At 71.6% G+C, this 18,661-nt stretch carries 17 protein-coding genes and 1 pseudogene; 6 read left to right on the top strand and 12 right to left on the bottom strand.

The window, feature by feature from the left end:
- Positions 1-43: 43 nt before the first annotated feature.
- From NUV38_RS00720 to NUV38_RS00700, 5 genes are all read right to left on the bottom strand, one after another.
- On the bottom strand, positions 44-1,129 hold the full coding sequence (locus NUV38_RS00720; protein WP_257727298.1) for a sugar ABC transporter substrate-binding protein: 1,086 nt from the start codon (positions 1,127-1,129) through the stop codon (positions 44-46).
- Positions 1,130-1,358: 229 nt separating this feature from the next.
- A complete protein-coding gene (locus NUV38_RS00715) occupies positions 1,359-4,133 on the bottom strand; it encodes an aconitate hydratase (protein ID WP_257727297.1) in 2,775 nt (924 codons plus the stop codon).
- A gap of 177 nt (positions 4,134-4,310) precedes the next feature.
- On the bottom strand, positions 4,311-5,036 hold the full coding sequence (locus NUV38_RS00710) for a hypothetical protein (RefSeq protein WP_257727296.1): 726 nt from the start codon (positions 5,034-5,036) through the stop codon (positions 4,311-4,313).
- 100 nt (positions 5,037-5,136) lie between these two features.
- Positions 5,137-6,354: a class I SAM-dependent RNA methyltransferase gene (locus NUV38_RS00705; RefSeq protein WP_257727295.1), complete on the bottom strand. Its 1,218-nt coding sequence runs from the start codon at positions 6,352-6,354 to the stop codon at positions 5,137-5,139.
- Positions 6,355-6,528: 174 nt separating this feature from the next.
- Positions 6,529-8,550: an APC family permease gene (locus NUV38_RS00700; RefSeq protein WP_257727294.1), complete on the bottom strand. Its 2,022-nt coding sequence runs from the start codon at positions 8,548-8,550 to the stop codon at positions 6,529-6,531.
- A 110-nt stretch (positions 8,551-8,660) separates the two neighbouring features.
- Here NUV38_RS00700 and NUV38_RS00695 point away from each other — a divergent pair, with 110 nt between their 5' ends.
- Together NUV38_RS00695 and NUV38_RS00690 are read left to right on the top strand one after the other, a co-directional pair.
- Complete coding sequence (locus NUV38_RS00695; protein ID WP_374625711.1) at positions 8,661-9,308, top strand: TrkA family potassium uptake protein; 648 nt, start codon at positions 8,661-8,663, stop codon at positions 9,306-9,308.
- Positions 9,308-9,970, top strand: coding sequence for a TrkA family potassium uptake protein (locus NUV38_RS00690; protein ID WP_257727292.1), 663 nt, complete (start codon positions 9,308-9,310; stop codon positions 9,968-9,970). Before NUV38_RS00695 ends, NUV38_RS00690 begins: the two co-directional genes overlap by 1 nt.
- A 686-nt stretch (positions 9,971-10,656) precedes the next feature.
- On the opposite strand, the gene NUV38_RS00685 is transcribed toward NUV38_RS00690, so the two are convergent.
- The 4 genes from NUV38_RS00685 to dut are packed head-to-tail and all read right to left on the bottom strand — an operon-like array spanning position 10,657 to position 12,837.
- Positions 10,657-11,343, bottom strand: coding sequence for a DUF3159 domain-containing protein (locus tag NUV38_RS00685; RefSeq protein ID WP_257727291.1), 687 nt, complete (start codon positions 11,341-11,343; stop codon positions 10,657-10,659).
- The gene (locus tag NUV38_RS00680; protein ID WP_257727290.1) at positions 11,340-11,696 is read right to left on the bottom strand and encodes an OB-fold nucleic acid binding domain-containing protein; all 357 of its coding nucleotides are present in this window, start codon (positions 11,694-11,696) and stop codon (positions 11,340-11,342) included. The genes NUV38_RS00685 and NUV38_RS00680 overlap by 4 nt, the downstream gene beginning before the upstream one ends.
- Before the next feature lie 23 nt (positions 11,697-11,719).
- Complete coding sequence (locus tag NUV38_RS00675) at positions 11,720-12,382, bottom strand: DUF3710 domain-containing protein (RefSeq protein ID WP_257727289.1); 663 nt, start codon at positions 12,380-12,382, stop codon at positions 11,720-11,722.
- A complete protein-coding gene (dut, locus tag NUV38_RS00670; protein ID WP_257727288.1) occupies positions 12,379-12,837 on the bottom strand; it encodes a dUTP diphosphatase in 459 nt (152 codons plus the stop codon). The genes NUV38_RS00675 and dut overlap by 4 nt, the downstream gene beginning before the upstream one ends.
- A gap of 51 nt (positions 12,838-12,888) precedes the next feature.
- Between dut and NUV38_RS00665 the strand changes: the two genes are divergently transcribed.
- The gene (locus NUV38_RS00665; protein WP_257727287.1) at positions 12,889-13,395 is read left to right on the top strand and encodes a DUF3093 domain-containing protein; all 507 of its coding nucleotides are present in this window, start codon (positions 12,889-12,891) and stop codon (positions 13,393-13,395) included.
- A 5-nt stretch (positions 13,396-13,400) separates the two neighbouring features.
- Entirely contained in the window at positions 13,401-13,877 is a 477-nt protein-coding gene (locus NUV38_RS00660) for a DUF4235 domain-containing protein (RefSeq protein WP_257727286.1), read from the top strand.
- Positions 13,878-13,895: 18 nt separating this feature from the next.
- Here the strand turns inward: NUV38_RS00660 and NUV38_RS00655 are convergent, their stop codons facing one another.
- The 3 genes from NUV38_RS00655 to NUV38_RS00645 form a co-directional block, all read right to left on the bottom strand.
- Positions 13,896-14,195: a DUF4193 domain-containing protein gene (locus tag NUV38_RS00655; protein ID WP_257727285.1), complete on the bottom strand. Its 300-nt coding sequence runs from the start codon at positions 14,193-14,195 to the stop codon at positions 13,896-13,898.
- Between the two features lie 64 nt (positions 14,196-14,259).
- Positions 14,260-15,084, bottom strand: coding sequence for an inositol monophosphatase family protein (locus tag NUV38_RS00650; RefSeq protein ID WP_257727284.1), 825 nt, complete (start codon positions 15,082-15,084; stop codon positions 14,260-14,262).
- Positions 15,081-16,133, bottom strand: a complete 1,053-nt coding sequence (locus NUV38_RS00645; RefSeq protein WP_257727283.1) for a ferrochelatase — start codon at positions 16,131-16,133, stop codon at positions 15,081-15,083. Before NUV38_RS00645 ends, NUV38_RS00650 begins: the two co-directional genes overlap by 4 nt.
- Positions 16,134-16,236: 103 nt before the next feature.
- On the opposite strand from NUV38_RS00645, the gene NUV38_RS00640 reads away from it, so the two are divergent.
- Together NUV38_RS00640 and NUV38_RS00635 are read left to right on the top strand one after the other, a co-directional pair.
- Positions 16,237-17,484 (top strand): MFS transporter, encoded by a 1,248-nt coding sequence (locus NUV38_RS00640; protein WP_257727282.1) that lies wholly within the window; start codon positions 16,237-16,239, stop codon positions 17,482-17,484.
- Between the two features lie 13 nt (positions 17,485-17,497).
- A pseudogene (locus NUV38_RS00635) lies at positions 17,498-18,556 on the top strand (proline dehydrogenase family protein); the annotation flags it as partial.
- Between the last annotated feature and the right edge of the window lie 105 nt (positions 18,557-18,661).

Raw genomic sequence — 18,661 nt, 5'->3', positions numbered from 1 at the left:
GCGCGCGCCCCCCCCCCCCCCCCCCACGGGTGACGGGTGGACGTCAGCTGATGCCGGCGTCCGTGCAGAGCTCTGCGAAGTCGTTCGCGCAGAGGTCGTCCTTCGTGACGCCGCCGTCGTCGACGACGTCCTTCACGTTGTCCTTCGTGATGGACTGCGGCGTGAGCAGGATCGACGGGACCTCACGGCCACCCTCGCTGTCCTCCGTGGTGCCGTTCGTCTCGGCCTTCTCGCCCTTGGCCAGCGCGATGGCGGCCTTGGCGAGCTCGCCCGCCTCCTGCTTGGCCGACTTGTAGACCGACATGCACTGCTCACCCTTGAGGATGTTCTGCAGGCCCTCGACCGTGGCGTCCTGACCGGTGACCGGGACGTCGCCGGCCTTGCCGTTCTTCTGCAGGATCGAGATGACCGAGCCGGCCAGACCGTCGTTGGCGGCGTAGACGCCCTGGACGTCGCCGTCGACCTTCGTGTACAGCTGCTCGAAGATCGTCACGGCCTGCTCGTTGTCCCAGTCCGGGACGGCCTGCTCGCCGACGTTCTTGTACTTCGTGTTCTTGTCGAGCACGCTGTGCGCGCCCTTCGAGAACAGCGTCGCGTTGTTGTCGGTGGGCGAGCCGTTGAGGTAGATGACGTTCGCGTCCTCGTCGCCGAGGCACGTGGCCAGGCCCTCGCCCTGCAGCTCGCCGACCTTGGTGTTGTCGAACGAGACGTAGTAGTCGGCCGAGCCGCCGAGGGTCAGACGGTCGTAGTCGATCGTCTTGACGCCCTGCTGCGCCGCCTTCTCCTGGATCGAGGCTCCGGAGTCGGAGTCGAGGTTGACGATCGCGAGGACGGTCACGCCGTCGGCGATCATGCCGTCGGCGATGGTGGCCATCTTGTCGGCGTCACCCTCGGCGTTCTGGATCTCGTACTCCACGCCGGCGTCCTTGAACGCCGCCTCGAGCGCCGGGCGGTCGGCGCTCTCCCAGCGGACCGACGACTTGGTGTCGGGCAGGATCACCCCGATCTTCCCCGCGTCCCCGCCGTCCCCGCCGTCTCCGCCGTCGTTCCCCGAGTCGCTGCCGCAGGCGCTGAGCATGAGCGTGGCACCCATGAGTCCAGCGAGCACCAGATTACGTGTCCGCTTCACACGAACCGCCTCCTTGTGAGGTCTCACGCGACACGGGGACGACATATGGCCGTCACCGGGACGCAATTGTTGTTTGCGTGAACCTATCGCGTGACAGGGGTCACGTCCAGCACTTGACGACAATTTCGTGTTGCGAACAACCAATCGGGACGAAGGTCCCCCTCCGACGTCCCGGCACAGCGAGACGCCGCCCCCGAGGGGACGGCGTCTCGTGGGTCGGGCGGTCGGCTCAGTCGAGCAGGCTGCGCAGCACGTACGGCATGATGCCGCCGTTGCGGTAGTAGTTCGCCTCGCCGGGGGTGTCGATGCGGACGACCGCGTCGAACTCCACGTCTCCCGCCTTCACGTGCACGGTGCGCGGGGTCTCGCCGTCGTTGAGCTTCGTGATGCCGGTGAAGTCGAACGACTCCTCCCCCGTCAGCCCGAGCGACTCGGCGTTCTCGCCCTCGGGGTACTGCAGCGGGAGCACGCCCATGCCGATGAGGTTCGAGCGGTGGATGCGCTCGTAGGACTCGGCGATGACGACCTTGACGCCCAGCAGCGCCGTGCCCTTGGCGGCCCAGTCGCGCGACGAGCCCGAGCCGTACTCCTTGCCCGACAGGACGACCAGCGGGACGCCGGCCTCCTGGTAGGCCTCGGAGGCCTCGAACACGCTGGTGACCTCGCCGTCGGCGATCAGGTTGCGCGTGTAGCCGCCCTCGGTGCCCGGCGCCATCTGGTTGCGCAGGCGGATGTTCGCGAACGTGCCGCGGATCATGACCTCGTGGTTGCCACGACGGGAGCCGTAGGAGTTGAAGTCGCGCGGCTCGATGCCGTGCTCCGACAGGTAGGCACCGGCCGGGCTGTCCTTCTTGATCGCGCCGGCGGGGCTGATGTGGTCCGTCGTCACCGAGTCGCCCAGCTTGAGCAGCACGCGTGCACCGCTGACCTCCTCCACCGGCGAGGGCTCACGGTCCATGCCGTCGAAGTAGGGCGCCTTGCGCACGTAGGTCGACTCGGGGTCCCACTCGAACACGTCGCCGTCGGGCGTGGGCAGGTTCTGCCAGCGCTCGTCGCCGGCGAACACGTCGGCGTACTCCTTGCTGAACGTGTCGGACGAGATCGACGAGGCGATGACGTCCTCGACCTCGCTCGCCGACGGCCAGATGTCCTTCATGAACACGTCGTTGCCGTTGGCGTCGGTACCCAGCGGCTCGTTGAACAGGTCGACGTCCATCGAGCCGGCCAGCGCGTAGGCGATGACCAGCGGCGGCGACGCCAGGTAGTTCATCTTGATGTCGGGGTTGATCCGCCCCTCGAAGTTCCGGTTGCCCGACAGCACGGCGGTGACCGCGAGGTCGCCCTCGTTGACCGCGGCGCTGACCTCGGGGATCAGCGGCCCGGAGTTGCCGATGCAGGTGGTGCAGCCGTAGCCGACCAGGTTGAAGCCCAGCTTGTCGAGGTACACGTCGAGCCCGGACTTGGCGTAGTAGTCGGTGACGACCTTCGAGCCCGGCGCCAGCGTCGTCTTGACCCACGGCTTGCGCTGCAGACCCTTCTCGACCGCCTTCTTGGCCAGCAGGCCGGCGCCGATCATGACCGACGGGTTCGACGTGTTGGTGCAGGACGTGATCGCGGCGATCGTCACCGCTCCGTGGTCGAGCTCGAACTCGGTGCCGTCCTCGAGCCGCACGTGCTGCGGGTTGCTCGGCCGTCCCGCGCCCGAGGGGGCCGGAGCGTCCGGCTTGTCGCCGTTGGTGCCGTCGTCGCTGCTGCTCGGGGCGTCGGAGGCCGGGAACGACTCGGCGAGAGCCTCGTCGTAGCCGTTGACGTCCTGCTCGGTGTAGTCGGCGAGAGCGGTGCGGAAGGCGCCCTTGCTCTCGGTGAGCGAGACCCGGTCCTGCGGACGCTTCGGTCCGGCGATCGAGGGGACGACGTCGCCGAGGTCCAGCTCGAGGTACTCGGAGTAGCGCGGCTCGAGGTCGGGGTCGTGCCAGAGTCCCTGCGCCTTGGCGTAGGCCTCGGTGAGGGCGATCTGCTCGGCACTGCGTCCGGTCAGCTCCATGTACTTGGTGGTCTCCGCGTCGATCGGGAAGACCGCGATCGTGGAGCCGTACTCGGGGCTCATGTTGCCGATCGTGGCGCGGTTGGCCAGCGGCACCGCGCCGACGCCCGAGCCGTAGAACTCGACGAACTTGCCGACGACGCCGTGCTCGCGCAGCATCTCGGTGATGACGAGCACGAGGTCGGTCGCGGTGGCGCCCTGCGGCAGCTCGCCCGAGAGCTTGAAGCCGACGACCCGCGGGATCAGCATGCTGATCGGCTGACCGAGCATCGCGGCCTCGGCCTCGATGCCGCCGACGCCCCAGCCCACGACACCCAGGCCGTTGACCATGGTGGTGTGCGAGTCGGTGCCGACGCAGGAGTCGGGGTAGACGACGCCGTTCTTGTCGAAGACGACGCGGGCGAGCTTCTCGATGTTGACCTGGTGCACGATGCCGGTGCCCGGGGGGACGACCTTGAAGTCGTCGAAGGCGCCCTGGCCCCAGCGGAGGAACTGGTAGCGCTCGCGGTTGCGCTCGTACTCGATCTCGACGTTGCGCTCGAACGCCTCGGGCGTGCCGAAGACGTCGGCGATGACGGAGTGGTCGATGACCATCTCGGCCGGGGCGAGCGGGTTGATCTTCGTCGCGTCGCCACCGAGGTCGGCCATGGCCTCGCGCATCGTCGCGAGGTCGACGACACAGGGGACGCCGGTGAAGTCCTGCATGATCACGCGGGCGGGCGTGAACTGGATCTCCTTGCTGGGGTCGGCGTTCGCGTCCCAGCCGGCGAGGGCCTCGATGTCGGCCTTCGTGATGTCGGCGCCGTCCTCGGTGCGCAGCAGCGCCTCGAGCAGCACCTTCAGGCTGAACGGCAACGTCGCGACGTCGAGACCGTCGCCCTTCACCGCGTCGAGCTTGAAGTACGTGTAGCTGGCGTCGCCCACCTCGAGCGTCTGCTCGGCATTGAAGCTGTCGACCATGAGTGTCTCCTTCGCGTCGTGTTCCATCCTGCCGACCACACGGCGTGCTCGCCATGTCAGGTGGGCCTAAGTCGATCCGGTGTGGGAGTGCGACCCGCGGCCCGGCGGTCGGATAAGTCTCTTGATGTCAAGATACATGATGTCAAGAGGAAATCGAGCGAGCCGCCTCCGGGAAGCTCACAGCAGACCCGGCCAACGCCAGATCAGGGGCCACACGAAGGAGAGATGAGCGGCGCAGACGGCCAGCACCCCGGCGACTCCGACCAGGTCGAGCACCACGAGCGCCCGCCGTCGCGGGTCGGACGTGACGGCGTCGGCCCCCACGGCCTTCACGACCTCGGTGCCGGCCACCCGGTCGAGGACGCCTCGGCGCAGCCCCAGCAGGAGCGGCACGAGCAGCAGCAGGACCGCCACGTAGGCGGCAGCGCCCACGTGCCACGCCTCGGGCGTGAACCGGCGCAGCACGGTCGGCAACCCGATCGGGATCGCGGCGACCGCCAGGTCCAGCAGCAGGGCTGCGACCAGACCTCGCAGCAGGCCGCGGGACGCCCCGGTGGGCCGTCGGGTCCCCGGACGCACCACCAGCAGTCCCTCGCGGTGCTTGCCGATGCTGTGCCCCCGCACGCCCTGGCGCCAGCCGTTGTTCCAGACCAGGAAGAGCTCCCCCGCCACGAGGCCGCCGAGGAGCAGGTCGTCGGAGCGACCGACGGTCCAGACGTCAGGGTCGGAGGTGCCGCCGAGCAAGCGGACGAGCAGCACGATCGAGGCCCCCACCGTGAAGGCCACGCAGAACAGCAGGGCGTCCTGCGCCAGCGCTGAACGGCGCAGGTCACCGACGGTGCGGTCCTCGGCCTCCACCGACGGCGCGGGCTCGGCCGGTCGGTCGGTCTCGGGCTCGGTCATCGCTCGGCTCCGGTCCAGGAAGGGGGCGTACAGGGGCCACTCTCCCACGCCGGGCGACCCGGTCGCACCGACACGCCCGTCCTTGCACCGGCGTGCACGGTCACTCGGAGTCGCTGCCCTGCCGGTCGAGCACCGCGACGCACTCCACGTGGTGGGTCATGGGGAACAGGGCGAACGCCCGCAGCGACCCCAGCCGGTAGCCGTGCTCGGCGAAGGTCGCGACGTCGCGAGCCAGGGCTGCTGGGTCGCAGGCCACGTAGACGATGCGTCGAGCCCCGAGCCCGGCGACGTCGGGCACGGCTCGGCGGGCCCCCGTCCGCGGCGGGTCGAGGACCACCAGGTCCACGCCCCGGCGGAGCTCGTCGTCGTGACGAAGCGCCTGCTCGGTGGTGGCGGAGACGAGGCGGACCTGGGCGTGCCGGTGCAGCGACCGGCGGGCGTCGCGAGCGGCCTGCGTGTCGGCCTCCACGCTGACCACCGTGCCCTCGGGCCCCACGCGGTCGGCGAGGAAAGCGGTGAACAGACCGACTCCGGCGTAGAGGTCGGCGACGCGGTCCCCGGGCCGGGCCTCGGCAGCCTCGAGGACGGCGTCCACCAGGGTGCGCGCTGCCGCCGGGTGCACCTGCCAGAAGCCGGAGCCGGTCACGGTGAAGTCGTGGTCCTCGACGCGCTCGGTGAGCCGTGTGCGACCCGCGCGCCGCGCACCGTCGGTGCCTGCGACTCCGTCCACGCGGAGGCCCTTGGGCACGGTCGCGTCGGTGACCAGGAGCTGCTGGTCCTTGGAGGAGACGATCGCCTCCACCTGCGGGGCGTCCCAGCGGTGAGACAGGACGTCGGGCAGACCGGGGTGGGCGATCGGGCAGTGCTCGACCGGCACGACCTCGTGGGAGCGGTGGCGGCGCAGTCCTGCGCGTCCGTCGGGGGTGGTCGACCACGTCACCCGGGTGCGCCAGCCGAGCGAGGGGCTGACGGCCTCGACGTGCACCTCTCGCTCGATGCCGGCGAGGCGCTGGAGCTGCTCGGACACGACCGACCCGAGCAACCGCAGCTGCGCGTCGGGGTCGACGTGCTGGAAGTCGCATCCGCCACAGACCCCCGCGAGGTCGCACGGCGGCGTCACTCGGTCGGGCGAGGCCTCGAGCACCTCCACGGCGTCGGCGCGCAGGTAGCGCTTGGTGCGGTCGGTCACGCGGATGCTGACCCGCTCCCCCGGCAGCGCGTGCCTCACGAACACGACCTGCCCGTCGAGCCGCGCCACGCACGACCCTCCGTGGGCGACGGGCCCCACCTCGACCACGGGAAGAACCTCGGACGTCACGAGAACCCACCTCCACCGGGCCCGGAGCCCACCGACCAGCACCGGGCGACGGGCCCCACCTCGACCACGGGAAGAACCTCGGACGTCACGGGAGCACTCTCCCACGGGGTCCGCGGACCACCGAGGCTGCACCGGGTGCGACGGGCACCACGTCGACGACCGGGCGCGCCGTGCTCACGCAGGTCCGTCGGGGCCGGGCCGGTCCCCGAGGCCGCGGCGCACGTCGCCGGGGGCGCTGCCGATGGTGCTGCGGGGATCGACACGCGAGGCCGAGCTCAGCTGGTACGGGACGCTCGTCACCATGACGCCGGGCATGAAGAGCAGGCGTCCCTTGAGGCGCAGCGCGGTCTGGTTGTGCAGCAGCTGCTCCCACCAGTGCCCGACCACGTACTCGGGGATGTAGACGCTGACGATGTCGCGGGGACTCGCCCGGCGCACCTCCTTGACGTACTTGACCACGGGGCGGACGAGCTCGCGGTAGGGCGACGACACGACGGTGAGCGGCACGGGGATCTGCAGGTCCTCCCACCGCTGGCGCAGCACCTGGGTGTCGTGCGGGTCGAGCTCGACGTAGAGGCCCTCGAGGCTGCTCGGCCGCGCCACGCGCGCGTAGGCGATGGCCCGCAGGGTCGGCTTGTGGAGCCGGCCGACGAGGACGATGGCGTGGACGCGTGCGGGGAGGGCGACGTCGGTCTCGTCGATCTCGAGCTCCGCGTTGACCCTCTGGTAGTGCCGGTTGATGCCCACCATCAGGAAGAAGACGATGGTCATGGCGAGGATCGCGATCCAGGCGCCGGCGAGGAACTTGGTGATGAGGACGATCACGAGCACGGTGGCCGTCATGGCCAGGCCGAACCCGTTGACGAGCCTGGATCGGCTCATGCGGCGCCGCTCGACGGGGTCCGTCTCGCTGGCGAGGTGCCGGGTCCAGTGCCGGATCATGCCCAGCTGGCTGAGGTTGAAGGAGACGAAGACGCCGACGATGTAGAGCTGGATGAGCTTGGTGACCTCCGCGTCGAAGGCGACGATCAGCGCGATCGCGGCAACGGCGAGCAGGACGATGCCGTTGCTGAAGGCGAGCCGGTCACCGCGGGTGTCGAGCTGGCGGGGCAGGTGTCCGTCGCGGGCCAGGATGGAACCGAGGACGGGGAAGCCGTTGAAGGCCGTGTTCGCGGCGAGCACGAGGATGACGCCGGTGCAGGCGATGGTGAAGTAGAACAGCGGCGCCGCGTCGCTGTAGAGGGCCTTGGCGAGCTGGGCGATCACGGTGTCCTGGTCGAAACCCTCGCCCACGGGCCGGCCGTCGAGGAGCAGCTGGCGGGCCGGGTCCTCGACGTAGCGGATGTGCATGGCGTCGGCCAGCATGATGATGCTCATCAGCATCGTGATCGAGATGGTGCCGAGCAGCAGCAGCGTGGTGGCGGCGTTCTGGCTCTTGGGCTTGCGGAACGCGGGCACGCCGTTGCTGATCGCCTCCACGCCGGTGAGGGCGGCGCACCCGGACGAGAACGCCCGGGCGAGCAGGAACGCCATGGCGAGGCCGGTGAGCGCGGAGTCGTAGGGGGCCTCGGCGGCGATCTCGTACCGGGCGCTCTCGGCCTGGGGCAGGTCTCCCAGGAGGTAGCGGACCAGGCCCCAGCAGGCCATCAGGGCGATGGCGAGCATGAACAGGTAGGTCGGCACGGCGAACGCGCGGCCCGACTCCTTCGCGCCGCGCAGGTTGAGCGTCATGAGCAGCAGCACGAGCACCGACGCGGCCAGGGCCTCGTGACCGACGAGCCACGGCACGGCGGAGGTCGCGTTCTGCACTCCCGAGGAGATCGAGACCGCGACGGTGAGCACGTAGTCGACGAGCAGCGCGCTGGCCACCGTGACACCCGACTTGGGCCCCAGGTTCGTGGTGGCGACCTCGTAGTCGCCCCCACCGCTGGGGTAGGCACGCACGTTCTGCCGGTAGGAGGCGACGACGGTGAGCATCACGACGACGACGGCGAGGCCGATCTTCCAGTTGAACGCGTAGGCCGTGATGCCGCCCATGGACAGGGTCAGGAAGATCTCGTCGGGCGCGTACGCCACGGACGACAGGGCGTCGCTGGCGAACACGGGTAGCGCGATGCGCTTCGGCAGCAACGTCTCCCCGAGCTGGGTGCTGCGAAGCTTGCGTCCGACGAGCGTCCGCTTGACGGACTCGACCATGCCCACGAGCGACGATCGTAGACCTGTCGGGGTCGCCGCGCCGGGCGCCCCGGAGACGGGCTCCGGGCAGGTCGCGACGGGTGTAGCGTCGCCTCGTGCACATCGTCATCATGGGCTGCGGACGCGTCGGCTCGACGCTGACGCGCAGCCTCGAGGAGCGCGGCCACTCCACGGCCGTCATCGACTCCAACCCCGACGCGTTCCGCCGCCTCGGCCCGGACTTCACCGGCACCACGGTGACCGGCATGGGCTTCGACCGCGAGGTCCTGCGTGCGGCCGGCATCGAGCAGGCCGACGGCTTCGCCGCGGTCTCGAGCGGCGACAACTCCAACATCATCTCGGCACGGGTCGCGCGCGAGCAGTTCGGCGTCGACAACGTCGTGGCCCGCATCTACGACCCGGGCCGCGCCGAGGTGTACGAGCGCCTGGGCGTCCCCACGGTCGCCACGGTGCCGTGGGCGGCCGACCAGGTCCTGCGTCGGCTCGTCCCGGCCGGCTCGGAGCCCGCCTGGCGCGACCCGTCCGGCCAGCTGCGTCTCGACACCCTCTACGCCCCGTTCCCGTGGATCGGTCACGAGGTCTCGAGCCTCGAGGACGCAGCAGGGGTCCGCGTGGCCTACCTGACGCGTCTCGGGTCCGGCCTGGTCGCCAGCGGACGCACGGTGCTGCAGGAGGGTGACCTGCTCGCCGTCTTCATGCGCGAGGGCGATGCCGACCAGGCCCACCGCGTGCTCGAGTCCGGACCTGAGGAGGCCTGATGCGCGTCGCCATCGCGGGAGCCGGTGCCGTCGGTCGTTCGGTCGCGCTCGAGCTCACCGAGAACGGGCACCAGGTGCTCCTGATCGACAAGTCCCCCGGGTCCATCCGGTCCGACCTCGTGCCGAAGGCGCAGTGGCTGCTCGCCGACGCGTGCGAGATGTCCTCCCTCGAGGAGGCCGGCCTGCAGACCTGTGACGTGGTCATCGCCGCGACGGGCGACGACAAGGTCAACCTGGTCGTCTCGCTGCTGGCCAAGACGGAGTTCTCGGTCCCCCGGACCGTCGGTCGCGTCAACCACCCGAGCAACGAGTGGCTGTTCGGCGAGACGTGGGGCGTCGACGTGGCGGTCTCGACCCCGCGGCTCATGTCGGCACTGGTGGAGGAGGCGGTGTCGGTGGGCGACCTCGTGCGCCTGTTCACCTTCCGTCAGAGCAACACCAGCCTGGTCGAGCTGACGATGCCCGACGACTCCCCCTTCGCCGGTCGCCTGGTGCGCGACGTCCCGTGGCCGCGCGACGTGGTCCTCGTGGCCATCCTGCGCGACAACGCGATCGAGACGCCCGACCCGGAGCGCTCGCTCGAGGCGGGCGACGAGCTCCTGTTCGTCACCGCACCGGACGCGGAGGACGAGATCGGCGCGCTGCTCTCCCCCAAGTCCTGAGCGCCTCCTCCTGCTGCACGTTCGGTCGCTGCTGCGTCGCCGTGGCTGCGCGCGGGCGTGGTCTCCGAGAGGGCCTCGACCGGAGCAGGGGCTCTGGGCCCGGGTGGGTCTGCGGGGCGCGGCCAAGATTCTCCCTCTGCGCGTGATCCACGCACGATTCTTCCTTCGCGTGGACCGTGCCTCGCGAAGGAAGCATCGTGGGGACGCGCAGGGGCCCCGTAGGGGCAGTGATTCTCCATCGTCGCGGAACGGTCCGCGAGAAGGGAGAACCTCTGCCCACTCAACGCGTGAAGTGCCCCGGCGGACGCACGATTCTGCCTTCGCGCGTAGATACCCAACGATGCTGCGTTCGCGACGGGATCCGACCACGAACGCAGCATCCTTCGCCCCCTCACGCACGAACGCAGAATCCTGCGTCCCCCGGAGCCACGCTCCGAGAGCTCGACCAAGCCCGGACCCATCCGCCGGTCGAGGCCCTTTCGGAGACCGACCCGCCTCGGCGCCACAGCGACGCAGCCGCAGAAGAAAACCCACCAGCGGGAGCGCAGCAGCAGGCGAAGACCACCCCGAGCAACGCAGCCGCAGGACACGACCCACCCGCGGGAGCGCAGCCGCAGGACACGACCCACCCGCGGAAGCGCAGCCGCAGGTCGACCGCCCCTCGCCCCCGCCTCGCGGACGCGGACTCAGCGAGAAGCGGGCGGCTCCGGCTCCGACCCCAGCTCCGACGCCGACTCCGACTCGATCGGGGTGGAGTTGCGCGACAGCACCCACGCCATCGCCGCGAAGGCCGCGACCTGCAGAGGCCAGCCGAGCACGACCTTGGAGGTGCCGAGCAGCGCCACGTGGTCGCCGGCCCACAGCGGGTACTGCACCACGACCCGCAGGATGCACGGCGCGGCGAACAGCCAGGTCAGCAGGGAGCACAGCCGGACGAGCTGTCGGTCCTCGTGCCACTCGGTGGGCTCGCCGGTGAGGCTGCCGATGAGGAACCCGATGAGGGGCCACCCCACGAGGATCGAGACGATGAACACCGCCGCATAGGCGCCGTTGTAGAGGATCCCGGGCAGGAACACGTCGCGAGCCTCGCCGCTGCGCGACGCGAAGACGGCGGCGATGGCGATGCCGATCAGGGCGTTCAGCACGAACTGCACGGTGGAGCGCTGCGCGAGCCGCACCAGGAGCAGCAGGACCGCCGCACCGACGCTCGCGACGAGCGAGGTCCGCAGGTCCTGCGTGCTGATCCAGCAGATCGTGAACACGATCGTGGGCACGGCGCTCTCGACGATGCCGCGCCCACCGCCGAGCGCCTCGGAGAGCTTGGACCGCACCAGCTGCTCGACGGTGGCGACGCTCGCCCCGCCCTCGCTCATGCGTCCAGCTCGTAGCGCGGGTTGTAGAGCACGAAGGCGTCGCCACGACGGCCGATGCGGCCGTGCACGGTCAGGCGCCGCCCGGGCTCGATGCCTTCGATCCGACGCCGCCCCAGCCACACGAGGGTGACCTGACCGGACCCGTCGTAGAGCTGCGCCTCGAGGGCGCTCGCACCGTCGGCGACCGGGCGGGTCGTCACGGACCGCAGCTCACCGTGCAGCGAGCAGACCGAACGTTCGGCCTGGGCGGTGAGCAGACGGCAGCCCGCGGCGTCGGCGCTGCGCTTCAGCTCCTGGTCCTCGAGCTGCTCGAGGGTCGCGCGGCGCATCGGGCGGCGCAGTCGGGATGCCATGTCTCGATCCTAGGCCGCGCGCCTCAGGCCGGGGTGCCGCGGCCGGGCGGCTCCTCGGCCACCGCACCTTCGGGCACCTCGATGAGCAAGGCCTCGCGAACCAGCCGTGGCTCGTCCCCGCGGACGACCACGACCTCGCGGAACGCACGCTCGAGGGTTCCCTCCTCGTCGGGCTCGAGCGCGGCCGCCCCGAGGAAGGTCGCGCGCAGCATCCAGCGTGGCCCCTCGACCGCGAGGATCCGCGACGGCTGGACGCCGTCCTGGCCGTCGGGGAGCTTCACGGGCACCTGGACGCGAAGCTCGGGCCCGAACGGTCCGTCGACCTGCTCGGCCGTCCCTTCGAGCCGCTTCACCTCGGCGAGCAGCTCGGCGCGGACGTCGTCCCACAGGCCACCGCTGCGCGGCGCGGCGAAGAGGCGCAGCTCAAGCCCCGACTCCTCCGTGACGAGGACCACGGACCCGGTGGCGCCGCCGTCGTCCTGGGGCACCTGGAGCTGGAACCCGAGGCGTCCGCGGATCCGCAGCGGCCCGAGGTCGATGTAGCCCGTGCCGTCGCCGGTGAAGTCCCGCGAGTCCCAGGGACCGGACGGCTCCTCGGGGGGCGTCGTGGCCGCGACGTCGGGCTCCGTGCCGTTCTCGTCGGTGTGCGCTGCCTGGTCGTCACGCTCGCGGCGTCGACGGATCATGCGTCCTCCCCCATGGATCGGTGGCCTCCGGTGGAGCCGTAGCCCCCGGCGCCTCGGCTGGTGTCCTCGAGTGACTCGACCTCGCGGAAGGTCACGTGCTCGACCCGCTGCACCACGAGCTGGGCGATGCGGTCGCCGCGGGCGATCCGGACGGTCTCGTGCAGGTCGTGGTTGACCAGCAGGACCTTGATCTCCCCGCGGTAGCCGGCATCGATGGTCCCGGGCGTGTTGACCACGGAGAGCCCGTGGCGCAGGGCCAGCCCGGACCGTGGGTGGACGAACGCCGCGTAGCCGTCGGGCAGGGCCACGGCGATGCCCGTGGGCACGAGCACGCGCTCTCCCGGCGCGAGGATCGCGTCCTCGGCGGCGTGCAGGTCGGCACCCGCGTCACCCGGGTGCGCGTAGGTCGGGGCCGGGAGCCGCGGGTCGAGGCGACGCACCGCGATCTCGAGCATGCTCGCGACCCTACTCGGGCCGACCACGCCCGGATGCGGCAGGCTGGGAGCGTGCAGACCCGTCGTGAGCGACTCCTCGCTCCCCCCGCGTGGTGGATCGCCGTCGCGGCGTTCGCGATCGCGTGGGGCTGGGTGGCGTTCGTCGTCGCAGGACCGCCGGTCGCGGTCGCCGTGGCGCTGGCGGTCGCCGCCGTGACGGGTGCCCTGCTCTGGTCGTACGGGTCGACGGTCCTCGAGGCCGGGCCCGACGGCCTCCGTGTGGGGCGCGCCCACCTCACGCACGAGCACGTGGGAGCGGTCACGGCGCTCGACTCGGCCGGTGCACGAGCCCTGCTCGGCCCCGGCGCCGACGCCCGCGCCTGGCTGCACGTCCGGCCGTACATCGCCACCGCCGTGCAGGTGGAGGTCCGCGATCCGGCCGACCCCGCGCCCTACTGGGTGGTCTCGACGCGTGATCCGTCCGCGATCGCCCGGGCCCTCGGCCGTCCTGCCGGACCGACCCGACCCGAGCCCACCCCCGACCGACCCAGCGACCAGTCCAGCACCGACCCGAGGTGACGACCATGCCCCGCAAGCGCCGACGCCACGCCTCCCGCACGTCCGCCCCCACGCTCGAGAGCGCCACGCCCGCGCGGCGCCCGTCGCGCTCGAGCCGCAGCACGTGGAGGCTGCTCGACCGTGGCTCCACCGTCGCGGCGGGTCTGCTGGCACGTCAGGTCTCGACGCTGGCCTGGCGGGCCGCGACCGGCAAGAAGCCCCCGACCGCGGGACGACACCCCGAGGTCGAGACCCGCGAGGCCGTCGCCTGGGCCGTCATCGGAGGTGCCCTCGTCGAGGTCGTGAGGCTGCTCGTGCGCCGCGGCGCGGCCGGGTACTGGGTGCGCTCGACGGGCGACCTGCCTCCGGGCATGAAGCCTCTGAAGGGCGCCACCCGCGGTGGCGTCGCCGGAGCAGCGCAGGCGGCGGCACGGACGGCTGGAGAGACGGCGAAGCCGGCCTCCTCACGGAAGCCGGCTCCTGGTCGTCGGCGCTCGCGCTGAGCGAGCTCGGACGGTGCGTCAGTAGGCGCAGTCCCGGCAGATCAGCCGGTTGCCCTTCTCCTCGGCGAGCTGGGAACGGTGGTGGACCAGGAAGCACGACGAGCACGTGAACTCGTCGGACTTGCGCGGGACCACCTGGACGGCCAGCTCCTCGTGGGAGAGGTCGGCACCGGGCAGCTCGAACGACTCGGCCGCTTCGACCTCGTCCTCGTCCACCTTGCCCGAGTTCTTCTCGTGGCGACGCGCCTTGAGCTCCTCGATGCTGTCCTCGGACTGCTCTTCGTCAGTCTTGCGAGGCGCGTCGTAGTCGGTAGCCATGTACCCCTCCGTCGTGTGCGTTCAACCGACGGGATTGTTCCACACCGCTGCAAGCGGCCGTCGGTCAGAACCCACAAGTCCGAACGAGGGCGAAGTATTCCCCTGCAAGCGCGGGATGTGCCGCCATCACGAGGCGAAGATCCGGCGGACCGTCGAGGCCCTCGACGAGCACACCGGCCTCGCGAGCCACCAGACCACCGGCGGCTAGGTCCCAGGGGTGCAGACCCTGCTCGACGTAGGCATCCAGACGGCCGTCGGCGAGGGCGCAGAGGTCGAGTGCGGCCGAGCCGATCCGTCGGATGTCCCTGACGTGCGGCAGCAGCCGGGCCGCGGCCGCCGCCTGGTGCTCGCGGACCTCGCGCACGTAGTTGAAGCCCGTCCCGACGAGCGCCTGGGAGAGCGGCGGCGGCTCCGGAGCACGCAGCGGGACCCGGCGGTCACCGTCCCAGCGCCAGGCACCGCCGTCGAGCACGGCACCCCACCGCTCCCCCGACGCGATGTTCACCACGAAGCCCGCGACCACCCGCTCCGCGGTCGCGTCGGTGACCCGCGCGGCGATGGACACCGCGTACGCGGGGATCCCGTAGACGAAGTTCACCGTCCCGTCGATGGGATCGACCACCCAGTCGACCCCGCTCGTGCCGGCCACGTCGGCCCCTTCCTCGCCGACGAACCCGTCGTCGGGCCGGGCAGCGAGGATGCGGGCACGGATCAGGTCCTCGCTGGCACGGTCGACCTCGGTGACCACGTCGATCGGGCTCGACTTCGTCGCCGCGACCGCGACGCGGCCCTCCGGCCGCTGGCGGCGCACCAGCGCGGCCGCCTCGAGCCCGACGTCGTGCGCCAGGGTCAGGAGCTGCTCACGGTCGGGCAGCACCGACGGGCTCACGGGTGGGCGGGACGGTCGCCGCGCAGGTTCGCGCAGCAGCCCGGCACGCACACCACCGGGTTGGCGGCGCACCGGCCGAGCGTGGCCGGCGTGGGCGACTCGCCACGGTCGATCGCCGCCCGCTCCTGCAGCAGGTCCGTGATCATCGACACGAAGCCGGGGTGCGTCCCCGGGGTGGGCACGCGGACGAACCTCATGCCCAGCGTCGAGGCGGTCTCCGCCGCCTCGGTGTCGAGGTCGTACACGACCTCCATGTGGTCGGACACGAAGCCGATCGGCACCACCACGACGGACGTGACGCCGTCGCCGGCCAGCTGCTCGAGGTGGTCGTTGACGTCGGGCTCCAGCCACGGGGTCCGCGGCGAGCCGGACCGGGAGCAGTAGACGAGGTCCCACGGCACGTCGCGGTGCTGCGGCGCAAGACCCTCCATGACGAGCCGACCGGCCTCGAGGTGCTGGGACCGGTACGCGCCCACGCCCGGCCCGCCGCTCGCGTCGTTCATGGCATCGGGGACCGAGTGGGTCACGAACACCACCCGCGTGCCGTCGGGGGCCTCGTCCAGGGCTGCGTCGGTGTGCTCCACGAAGGGGCGGATGAATCCGGGGTGGTTGAACGGCAGCCGGAGCCGGCTGAGCTCGATGTCGAGGCCCTCGGTCGCGTCGGCGAGGTTCTCGCGGTACTGGCGGCAGCCGGAGTACGAGGAGTACGCGCTCGTGAGGAAGTAGGCGGCGTGACGCACCCCGTCCGCGACCATCGCCTCGAGTGCCTCGCGCAGGTACGGCGTCCAGTTGCGGTTGCCCCAGTAGACCGGCAGGTCGACGTCGCGGTCGGCCAGCTCGCCCTCGAGCGCCGCGATCACGTCGCGGTTGAGGTCGTTGATCGGGCTGCGACCGCCGAACAGGAAGTAGTGCTCGCCCACCTCCTCCAGCCGCTCGCGCGGGATGCCCTTGCCCGCGGTCACGTTCTCCAGGAACGGGACGACGTCGTCGGGCTTCTCCGGCCCGCCGAAGGAGACGTAGAGGAGGGCGTCGAACGGGCGTACATCCATGGCGCCATCGTCCCATGCAGGCCCCCGGCCCGCCGGGGGTAGCCTGCCTGCGCCGAGAATGACGGGCGTCGGCACCCGCCGACGTCGACGAGGAGGTGGCACGATGCGGTCGACCTACGGGCACGTCCTCGCGCTGCCCGGCGCGGCCCTCTTCAGCCTGACCGGGCTGGTGTCGCGCCTCCCGCTCTCGATGGCCTCGCTCGGACTCGTCCTGCTCGTCCGGGAGCACGGGGGCAGCTACGGCGCCGCCGGGCTGGTCGCCGCCGCCTACGTGGCGGCCGCCGCCGTCGTCGCACCGATGCACGGACGGCTCAGCGACCGGTGGGGACAGCGGCGCGTCCTGGTGCTCGCGGGCGCCGGCTACGCCGCGGGCATGCTCGCCGTGATCCTCGCCGTCACCCGCGAGGTCGACGCGCCGTGGCCGCACCTCGCCGCCGCGGTGGGCGGGGTGTTCACGCCCCAGACCGGGTCGCTGGTCCGCGCACGGTGGACCCACCTGCTGCGCGACGACCGTCCGCGGCTCACGACCGCGTTCGCGATCGAGGCCGTCATCGACGAGGTCGTGTTCATCGTCGGCCCAGTGCTCGTGACCTTCCTGACCCTGCAGGTCGCCGACGTCGCGGGCCTCGCGACGGCCACGGCGGCCGCGGTCGTGGGCAGCTGGTTCCTCGCCGCCCAGACCTCGACCGAGCCTCCGACGGGTCGGCACGGGGACGGACCCCGCCCGCCCCTCGGCTGGGCCGTCCTCGGCCCCGTGCTGGTGGCCGCGGTGGGCATCGGCGTGCTCTTCGGCTCGACCGAGGTGCTGGTCGTCGCGTTCACCGAGGCGAAGGGGTCGGCGGGCGCGGCCGGGGTGGTGCTGGCCATCTGGGCGGCCGGCAGCCTCCTGGCCGGCGTGGCGGTCGGACTGCTGCCCTCGCCGTCGGACTCGGTGGCGCGGCTGCGCTGGACCGTCCTGGTCCTCGGCCTGCTCTTCGCGCCCCTGCTCCTGGCGCCGAGCATCGCCTGGCTCGCCGTCGGCATGTTCGTGACCGGCTTCATGATCTCCCCGACCATGATCGCCGCGACCAGCGTGGTCGAGGAGTACGTGCCGCCGACGCGGCTCACGGAGGCCCTCACGTGGACGAGCACCGGCCTGGCCATCGGCGTCGCCCCGGGCGCCGCGGTCGCCGGGGCCGTCGTGGACCGGTTCGGCGCCTCCGCGGGCTTCACCGTCCCCCTGGTCGCCGGCGTCCTCGCCGCGTTCGTGGCCTGGTCCTTCCGGCCACCACCACGACCGGACCGCTCCACCGGCGTGCACGCATCCGCCGCCCCGAGCCCGGCACCCCCGCCGGGGCCCTCGGCGCACTAGGCTGTCGCCCGAGATGAGCCCTACCGCCGAGACGCCGCCCGACGCCCCCCTCGAGGAGCGCGCGGTCGCGCTCGTCCGGCACTGGGTGACCGCCCAGCAGGGACGTGGCCGACGGACCGACCCGGCCGCCCGCCGCCTCGCGACGCTGCTCAAGGACCCGGCCGGACTCGACTTCACGATCGGCTTCGTCGACCGTGTCGTCCGCCCCGAGGACTCCGACGTCGCGGCCCGCAACCTGCGGGACCTCACCCGCTCGCTTCCGGCCTTCCTGCCCTGGACCCAGCGGGTCCTGCTGCGCACCGGCGCCTTCTTCTCGCTGCTCTTCCCGGCACTGGTCGTCGCCACGGCCCGGCGCACGCTGCGCCGCATGGTGGGGCACCTCATCGCCGACGCCCGCCCCGACAAGCTCGGCGGCACGATCGCGACCCTGCGCAAGAACGGCGACCGGCTCAACCTCAACCTGCTCGGCGAGGCGGTGCTGGGCGAGGGCGAGGCCGTGCGCCGACGCGACCGCACCCTCGAGCTCCTGCGGCGCGACGACGTCGACTACGTCTCCGTGAAGGTCTCGGCCGTCGCCAGCCAGCTGTCCATGTGGGCGTTCGACGAGACCGTGGATCGCGTCGTCGAGCGCCTCGCACCGCTGTACGAGGTCGCCGCGGAACGCGGCTCGTTCATCAACCTCGACATGGAGGAGTACCGCGACCTCGACCTCACGATCGCGGTCTTCACCCGCGTCCTGGAGGAGCACCCGGACCTCGAGGCCGGGATCGTCCTGCAGGCCTACCTGCCGGACGCGCTCGCGGCGATGCAGCGCATTCAGGCGTGGGCCCGCGCCCGCCGGGAGGCCGGCGGCGCCTCCGTCAAGGTGCGCCTCGTCAAGGGCGCCAACCTCGCCATGGAGCGGGTCGACGCCACCGTCCACGGCTGGCCCCTCGCCACCTGGTCCTCCAAGCAGGAGACCGACACGCACTACAAGCGCGTGCTGCGCTGGGCCCTCACCCCCGAGCGCGTCGACGCCGTCCGGATCGGCGTGGCCGGGCAGAACCTCTTCGACGTCGCCTACGCCTGGCTGCTCGCCGGCGAGCGATCCGTGCGGGAGGGTGTCGACTTCGAGATGCTGCTGGGCCTGTCTCTTATAAACATATCCGAGCCCACGAGACCGGCTAACCAATCTCGG

The organism is Aeromicrobium sp. 50.2.37 (assembly GCF_024655735.1).
GTDB lineage: Bacteria > Actinomycetota > Actinomycetes > Propionibacteriales > Nocardioidaceae > Aeromicrobium.
The sequence above is the reverse complement of the archived record's forward strand: the minus strand, read 5'-3'. Positions and strand labels throughout refer to the sequence as shown.